15 protein-coding genes and 2 pseudogenes are annotated in these 17,028 nt (G+C 68.9%); 7 read left to right on the top strand and 10 right to left on the bottom strand.

Annotation, left to right across the window (positions count from 1 at the left end):
* Positions 1–19 precede the first annotated feature (19 nt).
* Both OG788_RS40205 and OG788_RS40200 read right to left on the bottom strand, forming a co-directional pair.
* Positions 20–2,365, bottom strand: a complete 2,346-nt coding sequence (locus tag OG788_RS40205) for a glycoside hydrolase family 65 protein (RefSeq protein WP_406375871.1) — start codon at positions 2,363–2,365, stop codon at positions 20–22.
* Positions 2,362–3,102: an HAD family hydrolase gene (locus OG788_RS40200; protein WP_406375870.1), complete on the bottom strand. Its 741-nt coding sequence runs from the start codon at positions 3,100–3,102 to the stop codon at positions 2,362–2,364. Before OG788_RS40200 ends, OG788_RS40205 begins: the two co-directional genes overlap by 4 nt.
* A 190-nt stretch (positions 3,103–3,292) precedes the next feature.
* Here OG788_RS40200 and OG788_RS40195 point away from each other — a divergent pair, with 190 nt between their 5' ends.
* The 3 genes from OG788_RS40195 (at position 3,293) to OG788_RS40185 (ending at position 5,145) form a co-directional block, all read left to right on the top strand.
* Positions 3,293–4,036, top strand: a complete 744-nt coding sequence (locus OG788_RS40195; protein ID WP_406375869.1) for a nucleoside/nucleotide kinase family protein — start codon at positions 3,293–3,295, stop codon at positions 4,034–4,036.
* A 342-nt stretch (positions 4,037–4,378) separates the two neighbouring features.
* Positions 4,379–4,960, top strand: coding sequence for a hypothetical protein (locus OG788_RS40190; RefSeq protein ID WP_406375868.1), 582 nt, complete (start codon positions 4,379–4,381; stop codon positions 4,958–4,960).
* Between the two features lie 8 nt (positions 4,961–4,968).
* The gene (locus tag OG788_RS40185; RefSeq protein WP_406375867.1) at positions 4,969–5,145 is read left to right on the top strand and encodes a hypothetical protein; all 177 of its coding nucleotides are present in this window, start codon (positions 4,969–4,971) and stop codon (positions 5,143–5,145) included.
* Between the two features lie 155 nt (positions 5,146–5,300).
* On the opposite strand, the gene OG788_RS40180 is transcribed toward OG788_RS40185, so the two are convergent.
* Positions 5,301–5,888, bottom strand: coding sequence for a hypothetical protein (locus OG788_RS40180; RefSeq protein ID WP_406375866.1), 588 nt, complete (start codon positions 5,886–5,888; stop codon positions 5,301–5,303).
* A 365-nt stretch (positions 5,889–6,253) separates the two neighbouring features.
* Between OG788_RS40180 and OG788_RS40175 the strand changes: the two genes are divergently transcribed.
* Entirely contained in the window at positions 6,254–7,171 is a 918-nt protein-coding gene (locus tag OG788_RS40175; protein WP_406375865.1) for an IS5 family transposase, read from the top strand.
* Here OG788_RS40175 and OG788_RS40170 read toward each other — a convergent pair.
* Together OG788_RS40170 and OG788_RS40165 are read right to left on the bottom strand one after the other, a co-directional pair.
* Positions 7,128–7,661: a hypothetical protein gene (locus OG788_RS40170; protein ID WP_406375864.1), complete on the bottom strand. Its 534-nt coding sequence runs from the start codon at positions 7,659–7,661 to the stop codon at positions 7,128–7,130. The genes OG788_RS40175 and OG788_RS40170 overlap by 44 nt on opposite strands.
* Positions 7,662–8,120: 459 nt before the next feature.
* Positions 8,121–8,696 carry a hypothetical protein gene (locus tag OG788_RS40165; RefSeq protein ID WP_406375863.1) on the bottom strand — a complete coding sequence of 192 codons (576 nt, stop codon included), beginning with the start codon at positions 8,694–8,696 and terminating at the stop codon, positions 8,121–8,123.
* Positions 8,697–9,355: 659 nt separating this feature from the next.
* Here OG788_RS40165 and OG788_RS40160 point away from each other — a divergent pair.
* Positions 9,356–10,867 carry a DUF4246 domain-containing protein gene (locus tag OG788_RS40160; RefSeq protein ID WP_406375862.1) on the top strand — a complete coding sequence of 504 codons (1,512 nt, stop codon included), beginning with the start codon at positions 9,356–9,358 and terminating at the stop codon, positions 10,865–10,867.
* A 144-nt stretch (positions 10,868–11,011) separates the two neighbouring features.
* On the opposite strand, the pseudogene OG788_RS40155 reads toward OG788_RS40160, so the two are convergent.
* Together OG788_RS40155 and OG788_RS40150 are read right to left on the bottom strand one after the other, a co-directional pair.
* Positions 11,012–11,316, bottom strand: a pseudogene (locus tag OG788_RS40155) (zinc ribbon domain-containing protein); the annotation flags it as partial.
* 15 nt (positions 11,317–11,331) lie between these two features.
* Positions 11,332–11,802 (bottom strand): SAV_915 family protein, encoded by a 471-nt coding sequence (locus OG788_RS40150; protein WP_406375861.1) that lies wholly within the window; start codon positions 11,800–11,802, stop codon positions 11,332–11,334.
* An 854-nt stretch (positions 11,803–12,656) separates the two neighbouring features.
* Here OG788_RS40150 and OG788_RS40145 point away from each other — a divergent pair.
* A complete protein-coding gene (locus OG788_RS40145; protein WP_406375860.1) occupies positions 12,657–13,169 on the top strand; it encodes a hypothetical protein in 513 nt (170 codons plus the stop codon).
* Positions 13,170–13,708: 539 nt separating this feature from the next.
* Here OG788_RS40145 and OG788_RS40140 read toward each other — a convergent pair.
* Positions 13,709–14,629: pseudogene (locus tag OG788_RS40140) on the bottom strand (ADP-ribosylglycohydrolase family protein); the annotation flags it as partial.
* Between the two features lie 42 nt (positions 14,630–14,671).
* On the opposite strand from OG788_RS40140, the gene OG788_RS40135 reads away from it, so the two are divergent.
* Positions 14,672–14,857 (top strand): Mu transposase domain-containing protein, encoded by a 186-nt coding sequence (locus tag OG788_RS40135; RefSeq protein ID WP_406375859.1) that lies wholly within the window; start codon positions 14,672–14,674, stop codon positions 14,855–14,857.
* 224 nt (positions 14,858–15,081) lie between these two features.
* Here OG788_RS40135 and OG788_RS40130 read toward each other — a convergent pair whose 3' ends face one another.
* Both OG788_RS40130 and OG788_RS40125 read right to left on the bottom strand, forming a co-directional pair.
* Positions 15,082–15,648 carry a hypothetical protein gene (locus OG788_RS40130; protein WP_406375858.1) on the bottom strand — a complete coding sequence of 189 codons (567 nt, stop codon included), beginning with the start codon at positions 15,646–15,648 and terminating at the stop codon, positions 15,082–15,084.
* A gap of 345 nt (positions 15,649–15,993) precedes the next feature.
* Positions 15,994–16,983: an aldo/keto reductase gene (locus OG788_RS40125; RefSeq protein ID WP_406375857.1), complete on the bottom strand. Its 990-nt coding sequence runs from the start codon at positions 16,981–16,983 to the stop codon at positions 15,994–15,996.
* Between the last annotated feature and the right edge of the window lie 45 nt (positions 16,984–17,028).

Below are 17,028 nucleotides of genomic sequence, written 5' to 3'. Positions count from 1 at the left end.
CCGACGCCCCCGCTGCGTCTCAGCCCCGAGGGTTCGGCCGCCGGTGCGCCGGCTGGTCCGGGGCGGGGCGCAGCCTCGGCGCCGGGATCGGCAGGCTGCGGGGCTTGTCGGCGTCGACGGTGAAGGGTTCGCGGTAGTGGTGGATCTCCAGGGGATCACCGGTCGCGAGCGTGTACGTGGCGATGTCGTGCTCGATCTCCACGCGCAGCCGCCGGCCGAGGAGTTCCAGGGAGAAGGCGAGACGGTTGAACCGTTCGGGCAGCCGGGGCGCGAACGCCAGGGTGTCGCCGTGGTGCCGCAGACCGCCGAACCCCGCGACCAGGGCCATCCAGGTGCCGGCGAGCGAGGCGATGTGCAGGCCGTCGCGGGTGTTGTGCTCCAGGTCCTCCAGATCCATCAGCGCGGCCTCGACCAAGTAGTCGTAGGCGAGGCCCGGATGACCGGCCTCGACGGCGATCACGGCCTGGCAGCAGGCCGACAGGGAGGAGTCCCGGACGGTGAGGGGCTCGTAGTAGGCGAAGTTGCGGGCCTTGTGCTCCTCGTCGAAGAAGGGGCTGCACTTGTACATGGCGAGCACCAGGTCGGCCTGCTTGACGACCTGCTTGCGGTAGATGTCGAAGTACGGGAAGTGCAGCATGAGCGGGTACTGGTCGGGGCGGGTGGTCGCGAAGTCCCAACGCTGGTAGCGGGTGAACCCGGAGTGCTGCTCGTGGACGCCGAGTTCGTGGTTGTAGGGGATGTGCATGGCGTCGGCGGCGTCGCGCCACGCGGCGCTCTCCTCTTCGTCGACGCCGAGTTCCGCGGCCCGCCGGGGGTGCCGCTCGACGACGTCCGCGGCGGCCAGGAGGTTCGCGCGGGCCATCAGGTTGGTGTACGTGTTGTCGTCGGCGACGGCGCTGTACTCGTCGGGGCCCGTCACCCCGTCGATGTGGAACTTCCCCTGGTGGTCATGGTGCCCGAGCGAGCGCCACAGCCGTGCCGTCTCGGTCAGCAGCTCGACGCCGGTGTCGCGCTCGAAGCGCTGGTCGCCGGTGGCGGCGGTGTAGCGGATGACGGCGTCGGCGATATCGGCGTTCACATGGAACGCGGCGGTGCCGGCCGGCCAGTACGCCGAGCCCTCCGAGCCCGCTATCGTCCGCCACGGGAACGCGGCTCCCCGCAGGCCGAGTTGGGCGGCCCGCTCGCGTGCCGCCGGGAGGGTGTTCTGGCGCCAGCGCAGCGCCTCGGCGACGGCACCGGGCGAGGTGTAGGTGAGCAGCGGCAGGACGAAGGTCTCGGTGTCCCAGAAGGCGTGGCCGTCGTATCCGGAGCCGGTCAGGCCCTTCGCGGGGATGGCGCGCTGTTCCGCCCGGGCGCCCGCCTGCAGGACATGGAACAGGGCGAAGCGGACCGCCTGCTGGATCTCCTCGTCGCCCCCCACCTCGACGTCGGCGCGTGCCCAGAAGTCGTCGAGATAGGTGCGTTGTTCGTCGACGAGATGCTGCCAGCCGCCGTGCCGGGCCGCGGCGAGCGCCGCGTCCACCTGATCGCTCAGAGCGGGCAGGGAACGGGTGCCCGACCAGCCGTAGGAGACGAGCTTCTCCAGCCGCAGCGTCTGGCCCGGCTCCAGCACGGAGGTCACCGTGAGGCGGGCGACGTCGGCACTGCTCTCGCTGGTCATGGTGGTCCCGTCGGGTCCCCTGACGGCGTGGTCGGCGGCCGCGGCGACCCGCAGCCCGCTGTTCCGGGTGCGGTGCACGAGCCGCAGCCGGCGGCCCGCCGCGAAATGCTCCTCCGCCTCCAGCGGCGACTCCAGGGCGATCGCCGCCCGCGGATCGGCGCTGCGGCCGGGCAGTTGCTCGTTGGCCACCAGCTCCGACTGGACGACCACCCGGGTGCGGCTGTCGACGGGCTCCACCTCGTAGGCGACGGCCGCGATCGCCCGCTGGGTGAAGGAGACGAGCCGGGTGGAGCGCACCCGGACCGTGGAGCCGGCCGGTGAGGTCCACTCGCAGGTGCGGGTGAGCAGCCCGGTGCGCAGGTCGAGAACACGCTGGTGGGAACGCAGCCGGCCGTAGCGCAGGTCGAACGGCTCGTCGTCCACCAGCAGCCGGACGATCTTGCCATTGGTGACGTTGATGACCGTCTGCCCGGACTCCGGATAGCCGTAGCCCGCCTCCGCGTAGGGCAGCGGATGCACCTCGTGGACGCCGCCCAGATAGGAGCCGGGCAGCCCGTGGGGTTCGCCCTCGTCGAGGTTGCCGCGCCAGCCGACATGGCCGTTGGCGAGGGCGAACACGGACTCGCTCTGCGGCAGCAGCCCGAGGTGCAGCTCGCTCTCGCGCAGGGTCCAGGAGTCGACACCGTACGACGAGTGGGTGATCACGCGTGCTCCCCCAGTTCGGCCAGATCCCGTACGACGATGTCGGCGCCGTGGGCGCGCAGCGCGGCGCCCTGCCCGACGCGGTCCACGCCGACGACGTACCCGAAGTGGCCCGAGCGGCCCGCGTCCATGCCGGCCAGCGCGTCCTCGAAGACGGCGGCCTCGGGCGGGTCGACGCCCAGGTCCTTCGCCGCGGCCAGGAAGGTGTCGGGGCGCGGCTTGCCCGGCAGCCGCCGCTCGGTGGCGACGACACCGTCGATCCGTACGTCGAACAGGGACTCCGCCCCCACCGAGCGCAGGATGTCCTGGCAGTTGGCGCTGGAGGACACGACCGCGGTCCGCAGGCCGCGCGCGTGGACGGCCTCGATGTAGCGCAGCGTGCCGTCGTAGGCCTCGACCCCGTCCGTGCGGATCATGTCGAGAAGCAGCTCGTTCTTGCGGTTGCCCAGACCATGGACGGTGGTCCGGTCCGGTGGGTCGTCGGGTGTCCCTTCGGGCAGTTCGATGCCGCGCGAGGCGAGGAAGGTGCGGACGCCGTCGGCGCGCGGCAGCCCGTCCACGAATTCGGCGTAGTCGTCGCCGTCGTCGAAGGGACGGAATCCGTCGCCGTCGCGCCCGCGCAGGAAGTCGTCGAACGTCCGCTTCCAGGCGGCCGCGTGGACCACGGCGGTCTTGGTGATGACCCCGTCGAGGTCGAAGAGGCAGGCCAGGATCTGTTTCGGCAGGCCGAGCTCAGTCATAGGAGCAGTCTTCCCCCGGGATCCGCCTCCAGCGGGTGGCGAGCGCCACATCGGGGCGTCGGGTACCGACCCGTCGACGCCCCTGCCGGTACCGGCACGGGACTTCCCCCGCGCGCCCCGTCGCCGATACTGGAGGCATGGAAATCGCTGCCCTCACGCCCCTGTCCGGGCTCGTACGACCGAGGCGTGCATGACCTTCGACGACCTGGTGGAACGGGCCGCCTCGCTCGTACGCCCCGGCCGGCGCGCGCTCCTCGGCATCGCCGGCGCCCCCGGCGCGGGCAAGACGACGCTCGCCGAGCGACTGGTGCGGCGGCTGAACGAGGACGGGCCGTTCCGCGTCGCTCACGTGCCGATGGACGGGTTCCATCTCGCGGATGCCGAGCTGGACCGGCTGGGGCGCCGCGACCGGAAGGGGGCTCCTGACACCTTCGACGCCGGGGGGTACGCGGCGCTGCTGCGCAGGCTTCGCGAGGACGACGAGGATCTCGTCTACGCACCCGGCTTCGAGCGGGTCCTCGAACAGCCCCTGGCGGGTGCCCTCCCGGTCCCCCGGACGGCGCGTCTGATCGTCACCGAGGGGAACTACCTGCTGCTGCGGGACGACGCCTGGGCGCGGGCCCGCGCCCAGCTCGACGAGGTGTGGTTCTGCGAGCTGGACGAGGCCGAACGCATCCGACGGCTGGTCGCACGCCACGAGGAGTTCGGCAAGGGCCGCGACACGGCGGTGGCGTGGGTGCTCGGGACGGATCAGCGCAACGCCGACCTGGTCGCCGCGACACGGGACCGCGCCGACCTGGTCGTCGGCACCGCGGCGGCCGAGACCGAGACCGAGGCCGCTAAGGAGGTCACCGGGCACGAGGTCACCGGAACCGGATCTCCAGCTCGGTCTCCCCGTGGGGATCGCCGCGGGGGTCACCGATCCGCGCGGTGAACGCCTTGGTGCGGAGGGTCAGTTGTGATACGGGCTGCCCGGGAGGCGTTCCACGGCGACCGTCATCCACAGACGCGACCCGTCGGACCAAACGACGAAGGGCCGACGCGAGGGATGCCGGTGAACATGCTCGGCAGCTGGTCTCGCAGGACGGCCGCACCTTCCTTTTGAGTCATTTTGTTCCCTCGATGCAGGTGGGGAAGCCGTGATCCAGCCAGGCCTACTGGAGGCGCCTTCCCGGAGCTCGTATCGAACTAGTGTTCCCACTGTTGCCGGCTTGACCGACCGGCAAAAGCTACGGGAGGGAACACAATGCACCCAGCAAGGCCCCTAGCGGTTGGCATGGCGACAGCCGCTGTTCTGGGATTCGGCACCTCTGTCTCGGTGGCCGCCCCGGCCGCCTTGGACGATGCCAAGCCCGCGAACAGCTACGTAATGGTGGACGGACACCGCGTGGTGGCGGGGACCACAATCGGGGAGTGGGGGAAGACGAAGGGCGGCAAGTCGTACTCCTTCACCTACACGGCGGGTGAGACCAAGTCCGGCGCACCCGCCGCAGCTGCCGCGGCGCGCTGTTCCGTGTACATCTCGGACGTCTCCTTCCACGGCTCCGGAGCGAGTGCGTGGTTCCAGTGGGAGACCTCGCAAGCCTGCAGCGGCTCCTTCGGTTCGCAGAAGCTCCAGACCCAGATGTGGCGCAGCTCGTGGAGTGGGCCGCGCGGCTACAACGACTGGCACGGGACGGGCCTCACGTCGAACAGCTTCATCGACTACGGGTGGTCGACGGACTGCAACGACGGCGGCGGCACCTACACCTACTACCCTGTAATGCAGGGCTACGCCAGCGGTATCGGCTGGGGCCCGAAGACCCGCTCCGACAACGAACTGCGCAAGGGATGCGGGACCAGGTCTCCGAATCCGTAGGAGAGCGCATGGCCGAAAACCCTCCGCCGCGTTACTCGCCCGAGGGCACCCCCTTGGGCCGCAGCGCGGACAACACCCGGGTTGGCAACAGCTACTCAACCGAAACCCCGCGTGCCCGCAAGCTGTGGTGGCGGATCAGAGATGCGCTCAGCCGGCCGGTGAAGAACAGCAAGCAGCGCCACTGATCGCGAGGAACGGTGGGGCCTCTCCGCAGCAGAGCGCGGAGAGGCCCCCTTCCTTTCTGACGCTGTCCGCACCCGCTCCGGCGTCCGCCGGCTTGTTACGGCGCTAAGTGGCTGTTGTCGTTCCGATCTTGAGGTATGTCGGTCGAACGAGGATCTCAACCGGTTGCACGTGGCAGGGGCAGTGCTGCTGTAGGCACGATTGCTGCTCCGATCTGGCGTCGGCCGACCTCGCCTCTGCTCCAGACGAATGCCCGCCATCGACGCGGCTCCTCGCTACTCCAGTTCTGGAACGCCATGACCGCGACGGTGGCAGAGACCCGCCACCTGATGGTGCGACCGGAGGCTTCGGGTATCTCGACCAGACCTTCGAGCTTCTGAGCCAGGGCGAAGCTGTCCATGTCGCCCGTGTCGGCGCGATCCCAGGTGGAGACCATGTCGATGAGCGCATGGGATTCGATGAGCGCTTGGACAGAAGGGGCAATTTCGACGAATACACCGCTTCCGTCCTCCACCCCGACCCGCCCGTCTGTGTGAATCAGATAGCGCACCGGGGAAGAGACACGTTCCCCAAGCCAGTCGAAGTACCAGCCGTGAGCGGAGTCGGGCCACACGTTCTGGCCCGGGTCGAAGTGCCAGTCCCGGACTTCCTCGCGACGCTCGTTTCTGACTGTGTAGCTGTTTCTCACCTGGTAGCGAAGGCCGCCGTACCTCTGCTCGAACCCCTCCCGGCGAATGACGAGCATCGGGGGTGCGGTGATCGGTTGGCTGAACCCATCGCGAATCCGCAGGAAGTCTGCGGTGAGCCGAGGTCCCTGCGAGGGCTCCCGCCAGCCAGTTCGGCGAAGCAGACGCTTGGCACGGACAGTGAGGCCAGCGGGGTCATCCAGGATGTGCATCCTGCGCTTTTTCCGACGTTGAGGTTGATCTTCTTGGGCCCAACGCTACTCGGTCGGGACCGTTCGACGTGTGGCTGTCGTCGTCCCGAGCTTGAGGGCACCGGTCGAACGGAGGTCTCGATCGGGTGACTGCGGGGGTCGCCGCGCATGATAACAGGGCCTCTTGGTAGCTCAAAGGGTGTCTACGCCAAAAAGCTGTCCAGGAGGCCCTGTTGACGCAGTTCTATGGCATCACCGGGGTGGCGTCCACTTCGGCCACTCGTGCGTGTGACTGTCTGGCTCACCGGTTCGGGAATGCCGGCGACCACGGGGTGCGCGAGCGCCACTACCCGACGGACATGTCGGACGCCGAGTGGGCGGTGGTCCGTCCGCTGCTGCCGGTGCCGGGCTGGCTTCGGGGCCAGGGCGGGCAGCCGGAGGCTTACTGCCACCGCGCGATACTGGACGCGATCCGCTACCTCGTCGACAACGGCACCAAATGGCGGGCCATCCCGGTCGACTTCCCGCCGTGGGACCGCGTCTACGCCTTCTTCCGCCGCTGGCGCGACCACGGCCTGGTCCGCGAGTTCCATGACCGGCTCCGCCGCCGAGTGCGCGAGCAGGCTGGGCGGGATCCGGAGCCGAGTGCAGGCGTGATCGACTCCCAATCGGTCAAGGCGGACGCCGTCGTCGGATCCGACAGCCGCGGCTTCGACGGCGGCAAGCTGATCAACGGACGCAAGCGGCACGCTGTGGTCGATACGCTCGGCCTCCTGCTCGCGGTGATGGTCACCGCCGCGGATGTCGGCGACCGAGCCGCCGCCCAGGTGCTGCTCGCCCAGGTGGCAGCCGCGCACCACCTGCTGGCCCTGGTCTGGGCCGACGGCGGCTACACCGGCAGTCTCGTCGAGTACTGCCTCGCCGTCCTCGCCCTGGTCCTCGCAATCGTCAAACGCAGCGATGACATGCGCGGCTTCGTCGTTCTCCCCAAGCGGTGGATCGTGGAGCGGTTCTTCGCCCACCTGATGCGAAGCCGCCGCCTCGTGCGCGACTTCGAGCGATCCACCAGCAGCGCGGAGGCGATGGTCTACTGGTCGATGACGCAGCTCATGACCCGCCGCCTGGCTCGGCCACGCCCGTCGCGAGCGTGAACCGGCCCGGCGCCAACTCGACCAGCCAGCCCCGGGCCACCAGCCGCTTGGCCTTCGACCGCAGTGTCTCGACCTTCCCGGGCACCGGGTCCAGGCCGAAGCAGGCGGCCATCTCCTGGCACGTCAGCGGCCCTTGACCGAGTCGGCTCCGGTCCGCGAGAGCCTGCAGAATCCGCTGGTAGTCCACCGACAGTGCCGACCAGGACTGTCCCGCACGCCACATCGGCACCATCGATTTCGGCTTCGCAGCCCCCGAAGACCCGGGCGCTGTCGGCAGCTGGCTGCGGTCCGCCAGGTCCTCGGGGCTGGCATCGTCGCAGCCCGGGGCCAGGACCTCGCCGACGCGCGAGCGGGCGATGACCCACTCGTTCCACTCCCGCTCGACCACGGCCAGCTCGGCCTGAATTCGGTCGGCCTCCTCCCGCAGTTCGTCCAGGCGACGGCGAGCGGTCAGCTCACGCTGTTCCAGCAGCCCCACGACCGACGGCATCCCCGACCTCCACCAGAGCGACGACTCGACACGTCACCACTCCCCCGAGACCGCCGACCCCATTCCTGGCCAGCGGAAACGCAGCCATCAAGGCCGGAACGACAACAGCCACTAAGGGCCGCCAGCGAGGTCTATCTAGTTGGGCTGTGGAATTCGCTACCGCGATGAAAGCGGTACAAGCTCCGGAGATTCGGCGCAGCTCTGCCTCCAGGCGGAGGGGTACCCGCCCTCGCTCCCAGGTACCAGGTACCAGGCGACCATCGAGCGGCGACGCGCCCGGACTATTGAGCCGCCGCCTGTATGCCGCGGCTGCTTCGTCCAGCTCCCGGCAACTGGCGTCTGCGACTCCTGCAGCTAGGCGGCAGCGCTACAGACCGCACTGCCCTGGCCCCGACGCGTGCACATTGCACTCCCGAAGGAATGCCGCCCCACACTTGCCCCCCACCGGCTCCGCCAGCACTACGAACTGGCCCGATACGCCTCTGATCGCTCTGACGGCACCGGAAGGCCGGAACCAACTCCCAAATCCTTTCGCATCGCTGCCTGCATGTCGGTGATCACGTCCCAGATATCGAGCACGTAGCCGTGCAGGTCCTGCCACGTACTCTCCCCCTCACTGTTGCTGCTCGCTGCCTGGCGGTCGAGGCGTTTGCGCGCGTCCGCCAGAGCGATGCGAACTCGGTTGGCCGCGTCCAGGACGTAGTCAGGGACCAGCATCTGCGCCTGGGCAAAGTCGGCTTGGAACGTCTGGCGTGCCTGCTCCGTGTGTTCCGCAGCGTTGCCGCCTGCCCGCAGGGCGTTTACGTCTTCCATGAGCAGGATGCGCCACTGCCTGGCGCTGCCGTTCAGAGCTATGTATGCCGCTCGGCGGCGTTCCAAGTCAGCTGCGGCTGACTCTTCCTGGCGCGCCGCAGCGCTCGCGCGTTGCTGCAGGTCGAACTCTTGCAGACGGACTCGTGAGCTCACCCAGGCTGTGGTGAGCGGCGCCAGCAGAGTGCCCATCACGCCTACAAGGGCGACCAGAAGCGTTGCCATACCTGTATTCATGGCTCCCCCACGTCAGCAGGTCGATTGGCCGGCCATCCGGAAACCGTGGCGGCACAGGCGACCCCGGATGCGAGGACCATGCCGGATGGAACCCGCCGGCCCTCCTAGCCGAATCATCGGCAGCAAGAAGGCGGACGACAAGGACGGCCGCGTCGGACTCACCGTGGTCCGGGCCGGCGAAAGCGCCGACCGAAGCGCCCCTCGATGCGGAGCCGCTCACCCGCGCGCTCTGCGGCAGAGACCCCAACCGACCGCCCGTTGTCGCAAGCCGCCCTCGGAGGGCCAGGGGCAGCAATAGGAGACGCATAGCCGCAGGCTTCCTGCGTCCTGAGCCCGACTCACCCCGCTTTCCCTATCTGTGACGGGGTGTCAGTCCCACAACAGCGACAGCCAGACCCGCTCTGTCTCCAAGGCTCGCTATCGGGGCCCTCCACACGGCCGGAGTGAAGAACAGCACGGCTGCCTCCGCCGCAACGCCCGCAACCCCCGTCTCCCTCTCGGCCTCCGATGTGCGCGGTGCGAACCGGACATGACGCGACCAAGTCGAAGCCTTGGCTCCCGGACAAGCGACGACAGGGGCCACGGCGGTGTCAGTCTGCTGAAGTATTCTTCCCGCCACCGCACACCGACTGGGAGGATCGAGAGAATTGACTGACCTGCCCGCTTTCCCACTGCCCTTTCATGCTTCCCGTTCCATATCGTTCGCGACACCGCGAACGCTGAGGGAACTTCAGATGTTGCAGTGCAGCGCACACATTCGAGCGAAGCCGGCGTGGTTCGACAAGATGAACGACGCCGAAATCGTGTCCCGATGGATGCAAGAGGCGGTCGCCCAGGGCCTCACCGAAGCGCAGGTTCGCTACGTGCTTGCCGAACTCGTGCATTACGCCGCGCTGCGGGACGGACCAACCGGCGTGGAGGTGTCCGCCGTCGACGGGGTGTGGCAGTCGGACACCCTGGTCGACGACAAGCTCAGATCCCGGCTGCGCGAGGCGGTTCAGGTTCTGGAACAGGTGCCCGAAGCAGAGCAGGACTGGCATCCCGGATCCGACGGCCAGGTACTGGATCTGGTTCATCCCTCACTGTTCTGCCTGGTGAGAGGGGTGAGCGGCGGGCCCGAGCGGGCGTGGCAGAACCCGACGAACCGCTACTCGAAGTACGAATTCTCGGAGAAATTCCAGTGGCTCCCCACGGACGTCGATGTCAGTGACGACGGCGATGTCTCTTTCCGTTCGTACGTCAACAACGTCCACCCCGAGACTCATCGCGAACTGGCCTCCGTCCTGCCGGACTTGTTCGCGCGTTTGCGCCCGCTCCTGGAGAATGTGCTCACCGATCTGCGCCATCCGCGGCCCCTGCGGATCGAGGCCGATCCTTACGGGTGGTACGAGTCGCGGGAGCCGGAGTATCCGGACAAATCTTCCTACAGTGACGATGAGGCCTACGCAGAAGCCCTCCGTGTATGGGAAGAGGCCCATGACAACTGGTGGGAAGACCGCCGCCCGACCGTCCCGGACGCCCCCGCCTTCACCCCGCCCGAGTTGCCCGATGAATCCGCCCGGGTCGACCTGCGCGGCTGCCGTCTCCAGGTCATCGTCAAGCTCGCCACCATTCATCTCACCCCGGACAAGCCCGAGTACCCCGGCGGTTCCTGGCATGTCGAGGGGATGTTGAACGAACGGATCGTCTCGACCGGCATCTACTACTGGGACAACGAGAACATCACCGAAAGCCGGCTGAGTTTCCGGGCGGCACTCGACGACCCGAGCTACGAACAGAACGACGACAACGGCCTGCGTGAGGTATACGGCCTGGAGGACGAAGACGCACTGAACCAGGTGCTGGGATCGGCATCGACCCCAGCAGGTCGCTGCCTGGCGTTCCCGAACATCCTGCAACACCGCGTCGGCTCATTCCGCCTCACCAACCCCACCCGCCCGGGATATCGCAAGATTCTCGCGTTCTTCCTGGTCGACCCGTCGGAAAGGATCGTCTCGACATCCGATGTGGCACCGCAACAACCATGGTCCGACACCTCGACCATGACGCTCGAACAGGCCAAGAGCTATCGCGAACAACTCATGCAGGAACGCAAGTTCTTCGTCGACGAACACAACGAGCAGCTCTACGAAAGAGAATTCTCCCTCTGCGAGCACTGAACCTCTTCTGTCCTGGCTACGTTCAGGACAGAAGGGTGTGAACGGCCTGGACGATGGCGCCGATGCGGCGGGCGAAACATCTGGCCCGCCCGAGCAGTCGTCCCTTCTCGGCGATCGGAAATCCACCTCGCCGTCGGTCATGCCGTTGACCGCCGCGTTCGCATCCCGGTCCAGGAAGACCCCGCACGTCTGGCACGTCCACGTACGGACGTGCAGGGGTTTGGGGCAGTCCTTCACGCCCCATGCGGAGCACGCCTGACTGGTGGGCTCGGCACGGCCGATCTCCACGAGGGTGCGCCCGCACCGGCGGCCTGGTCCAGCATGCTCACGAACGCCGACCATCCGGCATTGTGGGCGAACTTGGCCAGGCGGGTGCGGGCGAAGCCTTTCACCGCCAGGTCCTCGACGGCAACCGCTTGATTCTCGCGGATCCACCGGGTGGAGAGCTGGAGTCGGGTGCCTCCTCAGCCGTTCAGCAGGTTCAGGTGGGCGAGGGTGGGGACGGCGCCTGTCGTCCCCGGGGCGTCGACGATCTGCACGAACGGCACCTGCGCGCCGCGCCGAATGTTCCCGTCCTCGCGGGCCCCCGCGGGCGCATCGGCGGCCTGGACGTGGGAAGAGAGGGTGCGGCCGGCCCCCACGAGGACCTCCGGGCGGGCTGAGAACCGCGGATCGACGATGAGGGTGAAGACACCCAGGGGTCCGGCCAGCGCACGCAGTGCGGGGTCGGACAGCCGGATGCTCTCCTGGTTCACGCCCAGGGCGGCGGTGAGCTTCGCCGCCGAGGTGAATCCGGCGGCCGTACGGCCGCCCGGCAGGGTGCGGAAGAAGCGGACGGTACAGCCGGCGCGACCCGACCGGACGGGGATGTGGAGAAGTCCGGCCGGGACGGGTTGAGAAGGCTCGGGATCCTCGGAACGGTTGACGGCGGACATGGTGACTCTCCTCGGAGAAGGCGAAGTTGGTGGCCCGGACGGCTCGGCCGGGGCGTTGCCCTGACGTTATGCCATCCACGCCCGGGTACGACCGCCTCGCTGACGGCGGCTTGACGCGAAGCGGGGCGCCCGTGACGCCGCCCTGACGGCAAAGGAACCCGCTCCTCGGGGTCCCGGGCCCTTCAAGCGTTGCCTTCGTCAGCTCCCTCACGTCGAGCGGCAACCCGCGGAGGATCCGGCGTCGCACCAAGGACAGCTCGCCGTGCTGGGGTGAGGGCGGGACGGCGAGCACCGGGCAGGCCGCATGCGCGAGGCAGTACCGGCCCACCGAAGGGAACCGCGCCCGACGCGTCTCGACCTACCCGCCGCGCCGACCACCAGGACGTCGGCGACGCGGTCGGCGCTCTCCACGAGGACCCGCCCCGGGGTGCCCCGCACGACGAGCCACTGCCAGGCGGCCCTCGGACACGCGCCGTCGAAGGCCGTACCGAGGGCGGCGAGCAGCCGCAGGGCGGCCCACTTCCTCAGCTCGTCGCCGCTGCCCGCCCTCATCCGTCGGTCACCCACTCATCGGCGTCCAGCCGCACGACCTGAGGCGGTCGGCGAAGCGTGTGTGGCAGGGGCACCGCGCGTCCCTCACGTACAACTGACTCCGCGGGAAACGATCGTGGCCTCCTCTGACACCGGCCGAGGAGACACGTGATCAGCAGGACGGCCCCTGACCGAACGCGGTCCGCTGTCTGCGGGTCTGCCGTCTGCCGTCCGCGCGGCGGGCGCCCGCCGCCGGTGCGGCCTTGCCCGCAGGCGCTTGGCGCCGGACCATGGGGCGGGTCGGCTGCCGAGGGGGTGCCTGCTTGACCGTATCGATCATCACCGGCCTGGTGGCACTGGTCGGCGTCGCGCTCGGAGGCTGGCTCTCCCTGCGCAACCAGGACCGGGCATGGCAGCGGGAGCACCAGCGTCAGTGGCGCGACATCCGCCTCACTGTGTGCAACGACTTCCTGGCGGCCAACCGGCGGTACGTCGCCTACGTCCTCGACCCCCGCGCGTCCATCACCGCACTGCCGCATCCGCGCGAACCGGGTCACCTGATGCCGTTCTTCGACGAGATGGGCAGGCCGTACAAGGAGGCGCTGGAGACAGGCTTCACCGCCATGCGCCTCGTCATGGAGCGTCCGGAGACCGTGCGGTGCGGAGTGATCCTCGTCAACTCCTCACGCAGGGTGGCCGCCTCGCGCGCGACGCTCTCCGAGGCCGACATCCCGTCGGAGGCGTTCGAGAATCTGTGGGGAGCCGAGCAGGACTTCATCAACGCCGTCCGAAGCGAACTCGGCCTCGTCACGATGCCGCGCTCACCGTCAGCGTGAGGGCGGGCGACCCGACGCGGCAGCGCTCCTCGCCCATGGCCCGCGACCGCCACCGACCGGACTCGTGACCAACCCGAGCTTGGCTAGGTCCGTTCGTCCGGCACGGCTTCGGACATGGGCTCCGCCCGGACCAACTCCTGGTACCGCTGCCACAGTTCGGGCCGGGTGTCGTCCATGTACCAGCCGCGCAGGAAGAGTTCCAGAAACGCGCTCTCCGTCTCGTCGCCTCGGCGGCGGTAGCGCTCCGGGTCCGATTCGACCAGCGCGGCCACCGGCCGCGCGCCGGCCGGTCCCTCCGCCACGGTCAGCCGGTAGATGCCGCGACCGGTCCAACTGCGGTGCAGAGCGAGCTGGTCGCCCTCCAGGTACACGTCCCACTTCTCGTCCATGCTCTGCGACCGGATGCCGTGCCGGATGCGCTGCCACTGCCCCGCGGTCCACTCCAAGTCCGGGACGGACACGGGTTCGGGGCGATGCAGCGGCGTCACGTCGTCGCCGAGCCCGGCGCGACCGAGGTCCTCACCGAGTTTGTCCTCCGCCACCCACTCAGGGAGCGCCTCGCACGCGGTCCGCCACCCGGCCGGGATGCCCGCCGTGCCGACCCGCGAGGCGACGATCCCGCCGACGATCGCACAGGTGGTGTCCACGTCCCCGCCGACCGACGCGCACGCCCACAGCGCCTCCTCGAAGTCCTCCAGGTGCCGGGCCGCGCACCACAGGGCGAACGGTACGGTGTCCACCGCGCTCACCTGTCGTCCGTTGCCCAACCGGTGCGCCGCGTACTCGGCGTGCGGTTGTCCCAGCAGCCGGCGTGCCTCGGCCACGCCCGAGCGAACCCGTCCCCGAGGGGTCAGTTCCTCCACCGCGGCGAGCAACTGGGCTCCGGTCACCGGCCGTACGGTGCCGCGCGCCGCGTACGCGGCCGCCACCGCTACCGCGACAGCCCCGGCCACCGCCTCCGGATGAGTGTGCGTCACCCGGGCCGACCGACCGGCCTGGGCTGCCGCCTCGGCCGGATCCACGGCGAACCAGGCTCCCAGGGGCGCCACGCGCATCGCGGCCCCGTTGCCCCACGACCCCTGGCCGTCGAACAGCCCCGCGGCCAGCTCCGTCCAGCGTCCGCCCTCGCGGACCAGGCGCAGCAGCCTGTTCATCGCGGGACCGTAGCCGCGGTCGAAGTCGTGCCTGCGGGCGAAGCCCCGCGCCAGGTCGTACTGGTCCACGGCACCGCGGCTGCGCAGTACGCCGAAGACCGAGCAGGCCATCTCGGTGTCGTCCGTCCACGGCCACTCGGCGGGCGGCAACCGGCGCTCCCGGAGGCATGGAAGATTGTCGGGCACGAAGAACTGGGCGCCGAAGGCGTCACCGACCGCCAGCCCGCGGAGGGCGTCGCGAGCGGCCGAACGGTGGTCGAAGGAACGGAAGTCGAAGAGGTCGGAGGAAGGGAGTTCAGTGGGCATCGCCTCCATCCTGCCAACCCCGCCCCCCACATCGCCACGGCATTGTCCGCTCCCCGGTTCCCCACACGAAGAAGCAACAAGAGCCACGGCACCGGCTGCGATGCGGACGAAAGCCGGTACTCGGTTCCGGCCCGGTTCATCGGGCACAAGGTCCAGGTCGTTCTGCGGTCCACCGAGCTGATCGCCTACGACGGCCGCCTCGAGATCGCCCGCCATCCCCCCGGCTGACTGGTCGGGTCGAGGACCGCATCGTCCTCGACCACTACCTCGAGGTCCTCCTGCGCAAGCCGGGCGCCTTAGCCGGCTCCGAAGCTCTCGACCAGCCCAAGCCAACGGTTCTTTCACCAGCACCCACGAAGCGCTCTCGGCGGCGGCGAAGACCGCCCTTGGCGACAGCGACGGCACCAAGGCCCAGCAGCAGCTCAAAGCGGTCTGAACCGGGTCCGCCTACGTCAGCCGTTCGGGGCCTCGAAAGTATTCACCGCGGTCCGGAAGGTTCCCTGACCGGGCTGGGCAGGGTTGATCAGCACCACGAAGTCCGGCAGGGCTCCCGGAACAGGACGCCCTTCTTGGTCCTGGCTGCCGGTTTCGGCCTGCCAGTCGATCAAGTGGATGACCACGGCGTACCGGCCCTCCGACACAAGGTGCTCGATCACGCTGTCCGAGGCGTTCCCGCTGACGTGTTCGATGCCCCCCACGAGAGCACGACCGCAGGAGACGAAGTGGTAGGGCTGGGAAGCGACCAACTGATGGGCTGACTCCCGCTCGGTCAACCCGGCCGGCGAGGCCGCAGTGCCCGAGCGGACCAGCACACCGAACGCGCCGTCCCCACCGACGTTGAGCGGAACAAGAGCGCCCGCCTGGATATGACGGAGGATGTCCTCATCCTCCAGGAGTTCGTCCTCCCAGGTGTCGTAATCCACCACGGCCTCGAACCGCTGCGGATCCCACAGGACGAGCATTCCGGCATCCGTGGCGACCGTCGCCGGAACCTCGTCTAGGGGCTGCTGAGCAGTCACTCGCTCCTCCGGGCATCTCACTGGCCGCACTCGGACGAGCTGATTCTCCCGGCAAAGGACAACGAGCGATCCAGCGGGGCCGCGTCACGCCAACACCCGGGACCACTTCAGGCCGCCACCACCAGCGGATCCGCCCCCCACCGGGGCCGCTTCGGACCACCGGACAGGGGCCGGCTCAAACCGTCACAGCCAAGGAACGGTGTGGGGCCGGAAACGCGCGTGGTCCGGGCCCTCACCGCCTTCCTTCGTGCAGTCAGTGCCGCCCAAGCAGCCGGGCTTTTGCAGCTCTGCCCGGATTGCCGGTGCCCCTGGCAGCCGCGCGCCCTCTATCTGGCCACACGCGCACTAACGATTGACGGATCGCATCCCTGCCTCGTCATACCGCTCCCCCGCCACCTCGGGCAGCTCCGCATCGATGCGGGCCAACTCCTCCTTGGTCAGCGCGATACCGACCGCGGCGGCGTTCTGTTCCAAGTAGGTGCGGCGCTTGGTGCCCGGGATCGGTACCAGGTCCTCGCCCTGGGCCAGCACCCAGGCGATCGCCAGCTGGGCCGGAGTCACATCCTTCTCGGCGGCGATCTCCTTCACCTTTGCCGCCAGCCGCAGGTTCGCCTCCAGGTTGGCGTCCTGGAAACGCGGGTTCTCCCGGCGCCAGTCGTTCGCGTCCAGCTCATCCGTCGAGGTGAACCGCCCGGCGAGGAAGCCGCGGCCGAGTGGCGAGTACGGCACGAAGCCGATGCCCAGCTCACGGCAGGCGGGCAACACCTCGGCCTCCACGTCCCGTGACCACAGCGAGTACTCGCTCTGCACCGCGGTGATCGGATGCACCACGTGGGCGCGCCGGATGGTCTCCGAGCTCGCCTCGCTCAGGCCGATGCACCGCACCTTGCCTTCGGCCACCAGTTCGCCCAGCGCGCCGACCGTCTCCTCGATGGGGACGTTCGGGTCGACCCGGTGCTGGTAGTACAGGTCGATGCGGTCGGTCCCCAGTCGTTCGAGGGAGCCGTGGACGGAGCTGCGGACGTGCTCGGCCGAGCCGTCCTGCGGGCCGACCGTGCTGATGTCGCCCGGCACGGCGTTGTCCATCCGGTAGTTGAACTTCGTCGCGATCACGTACTCCTCGCGATGTCCCCGGATCGCCTCGCCGACGAGCGACTCATTGGTGAGCGGCCCGTACATCTGCGCGGTGTCGAGAAAGTTCACCCCGAGGTCGAGGGCGCGCCGGATGGTCGCGATGCCCTCCTGCTGATCGACAGATCCGTAGAAGGCAGACATGCCCATACACCCCAGGCCGATGGACGATACCTGGAGATCCCGCAGACTGCGTTTCTGCATGTCGTGTCCAGCCTTCCCTATCGTTCGAGCGCACGAAGCCCCTCA

The organism is Streptomyces sp. NBC_00647 (genome assembly GCF_045207245.1).
Lineage (GTDB): Bacteria > Actinomycetota > Actinomycetes > Streptomycetales > Streptomycetaceae > Streptomyces.
Note: the sequence above shows the minus strand (reverse complement) of the source record. Positions and strands in the feature narration are given on the sequence as shown.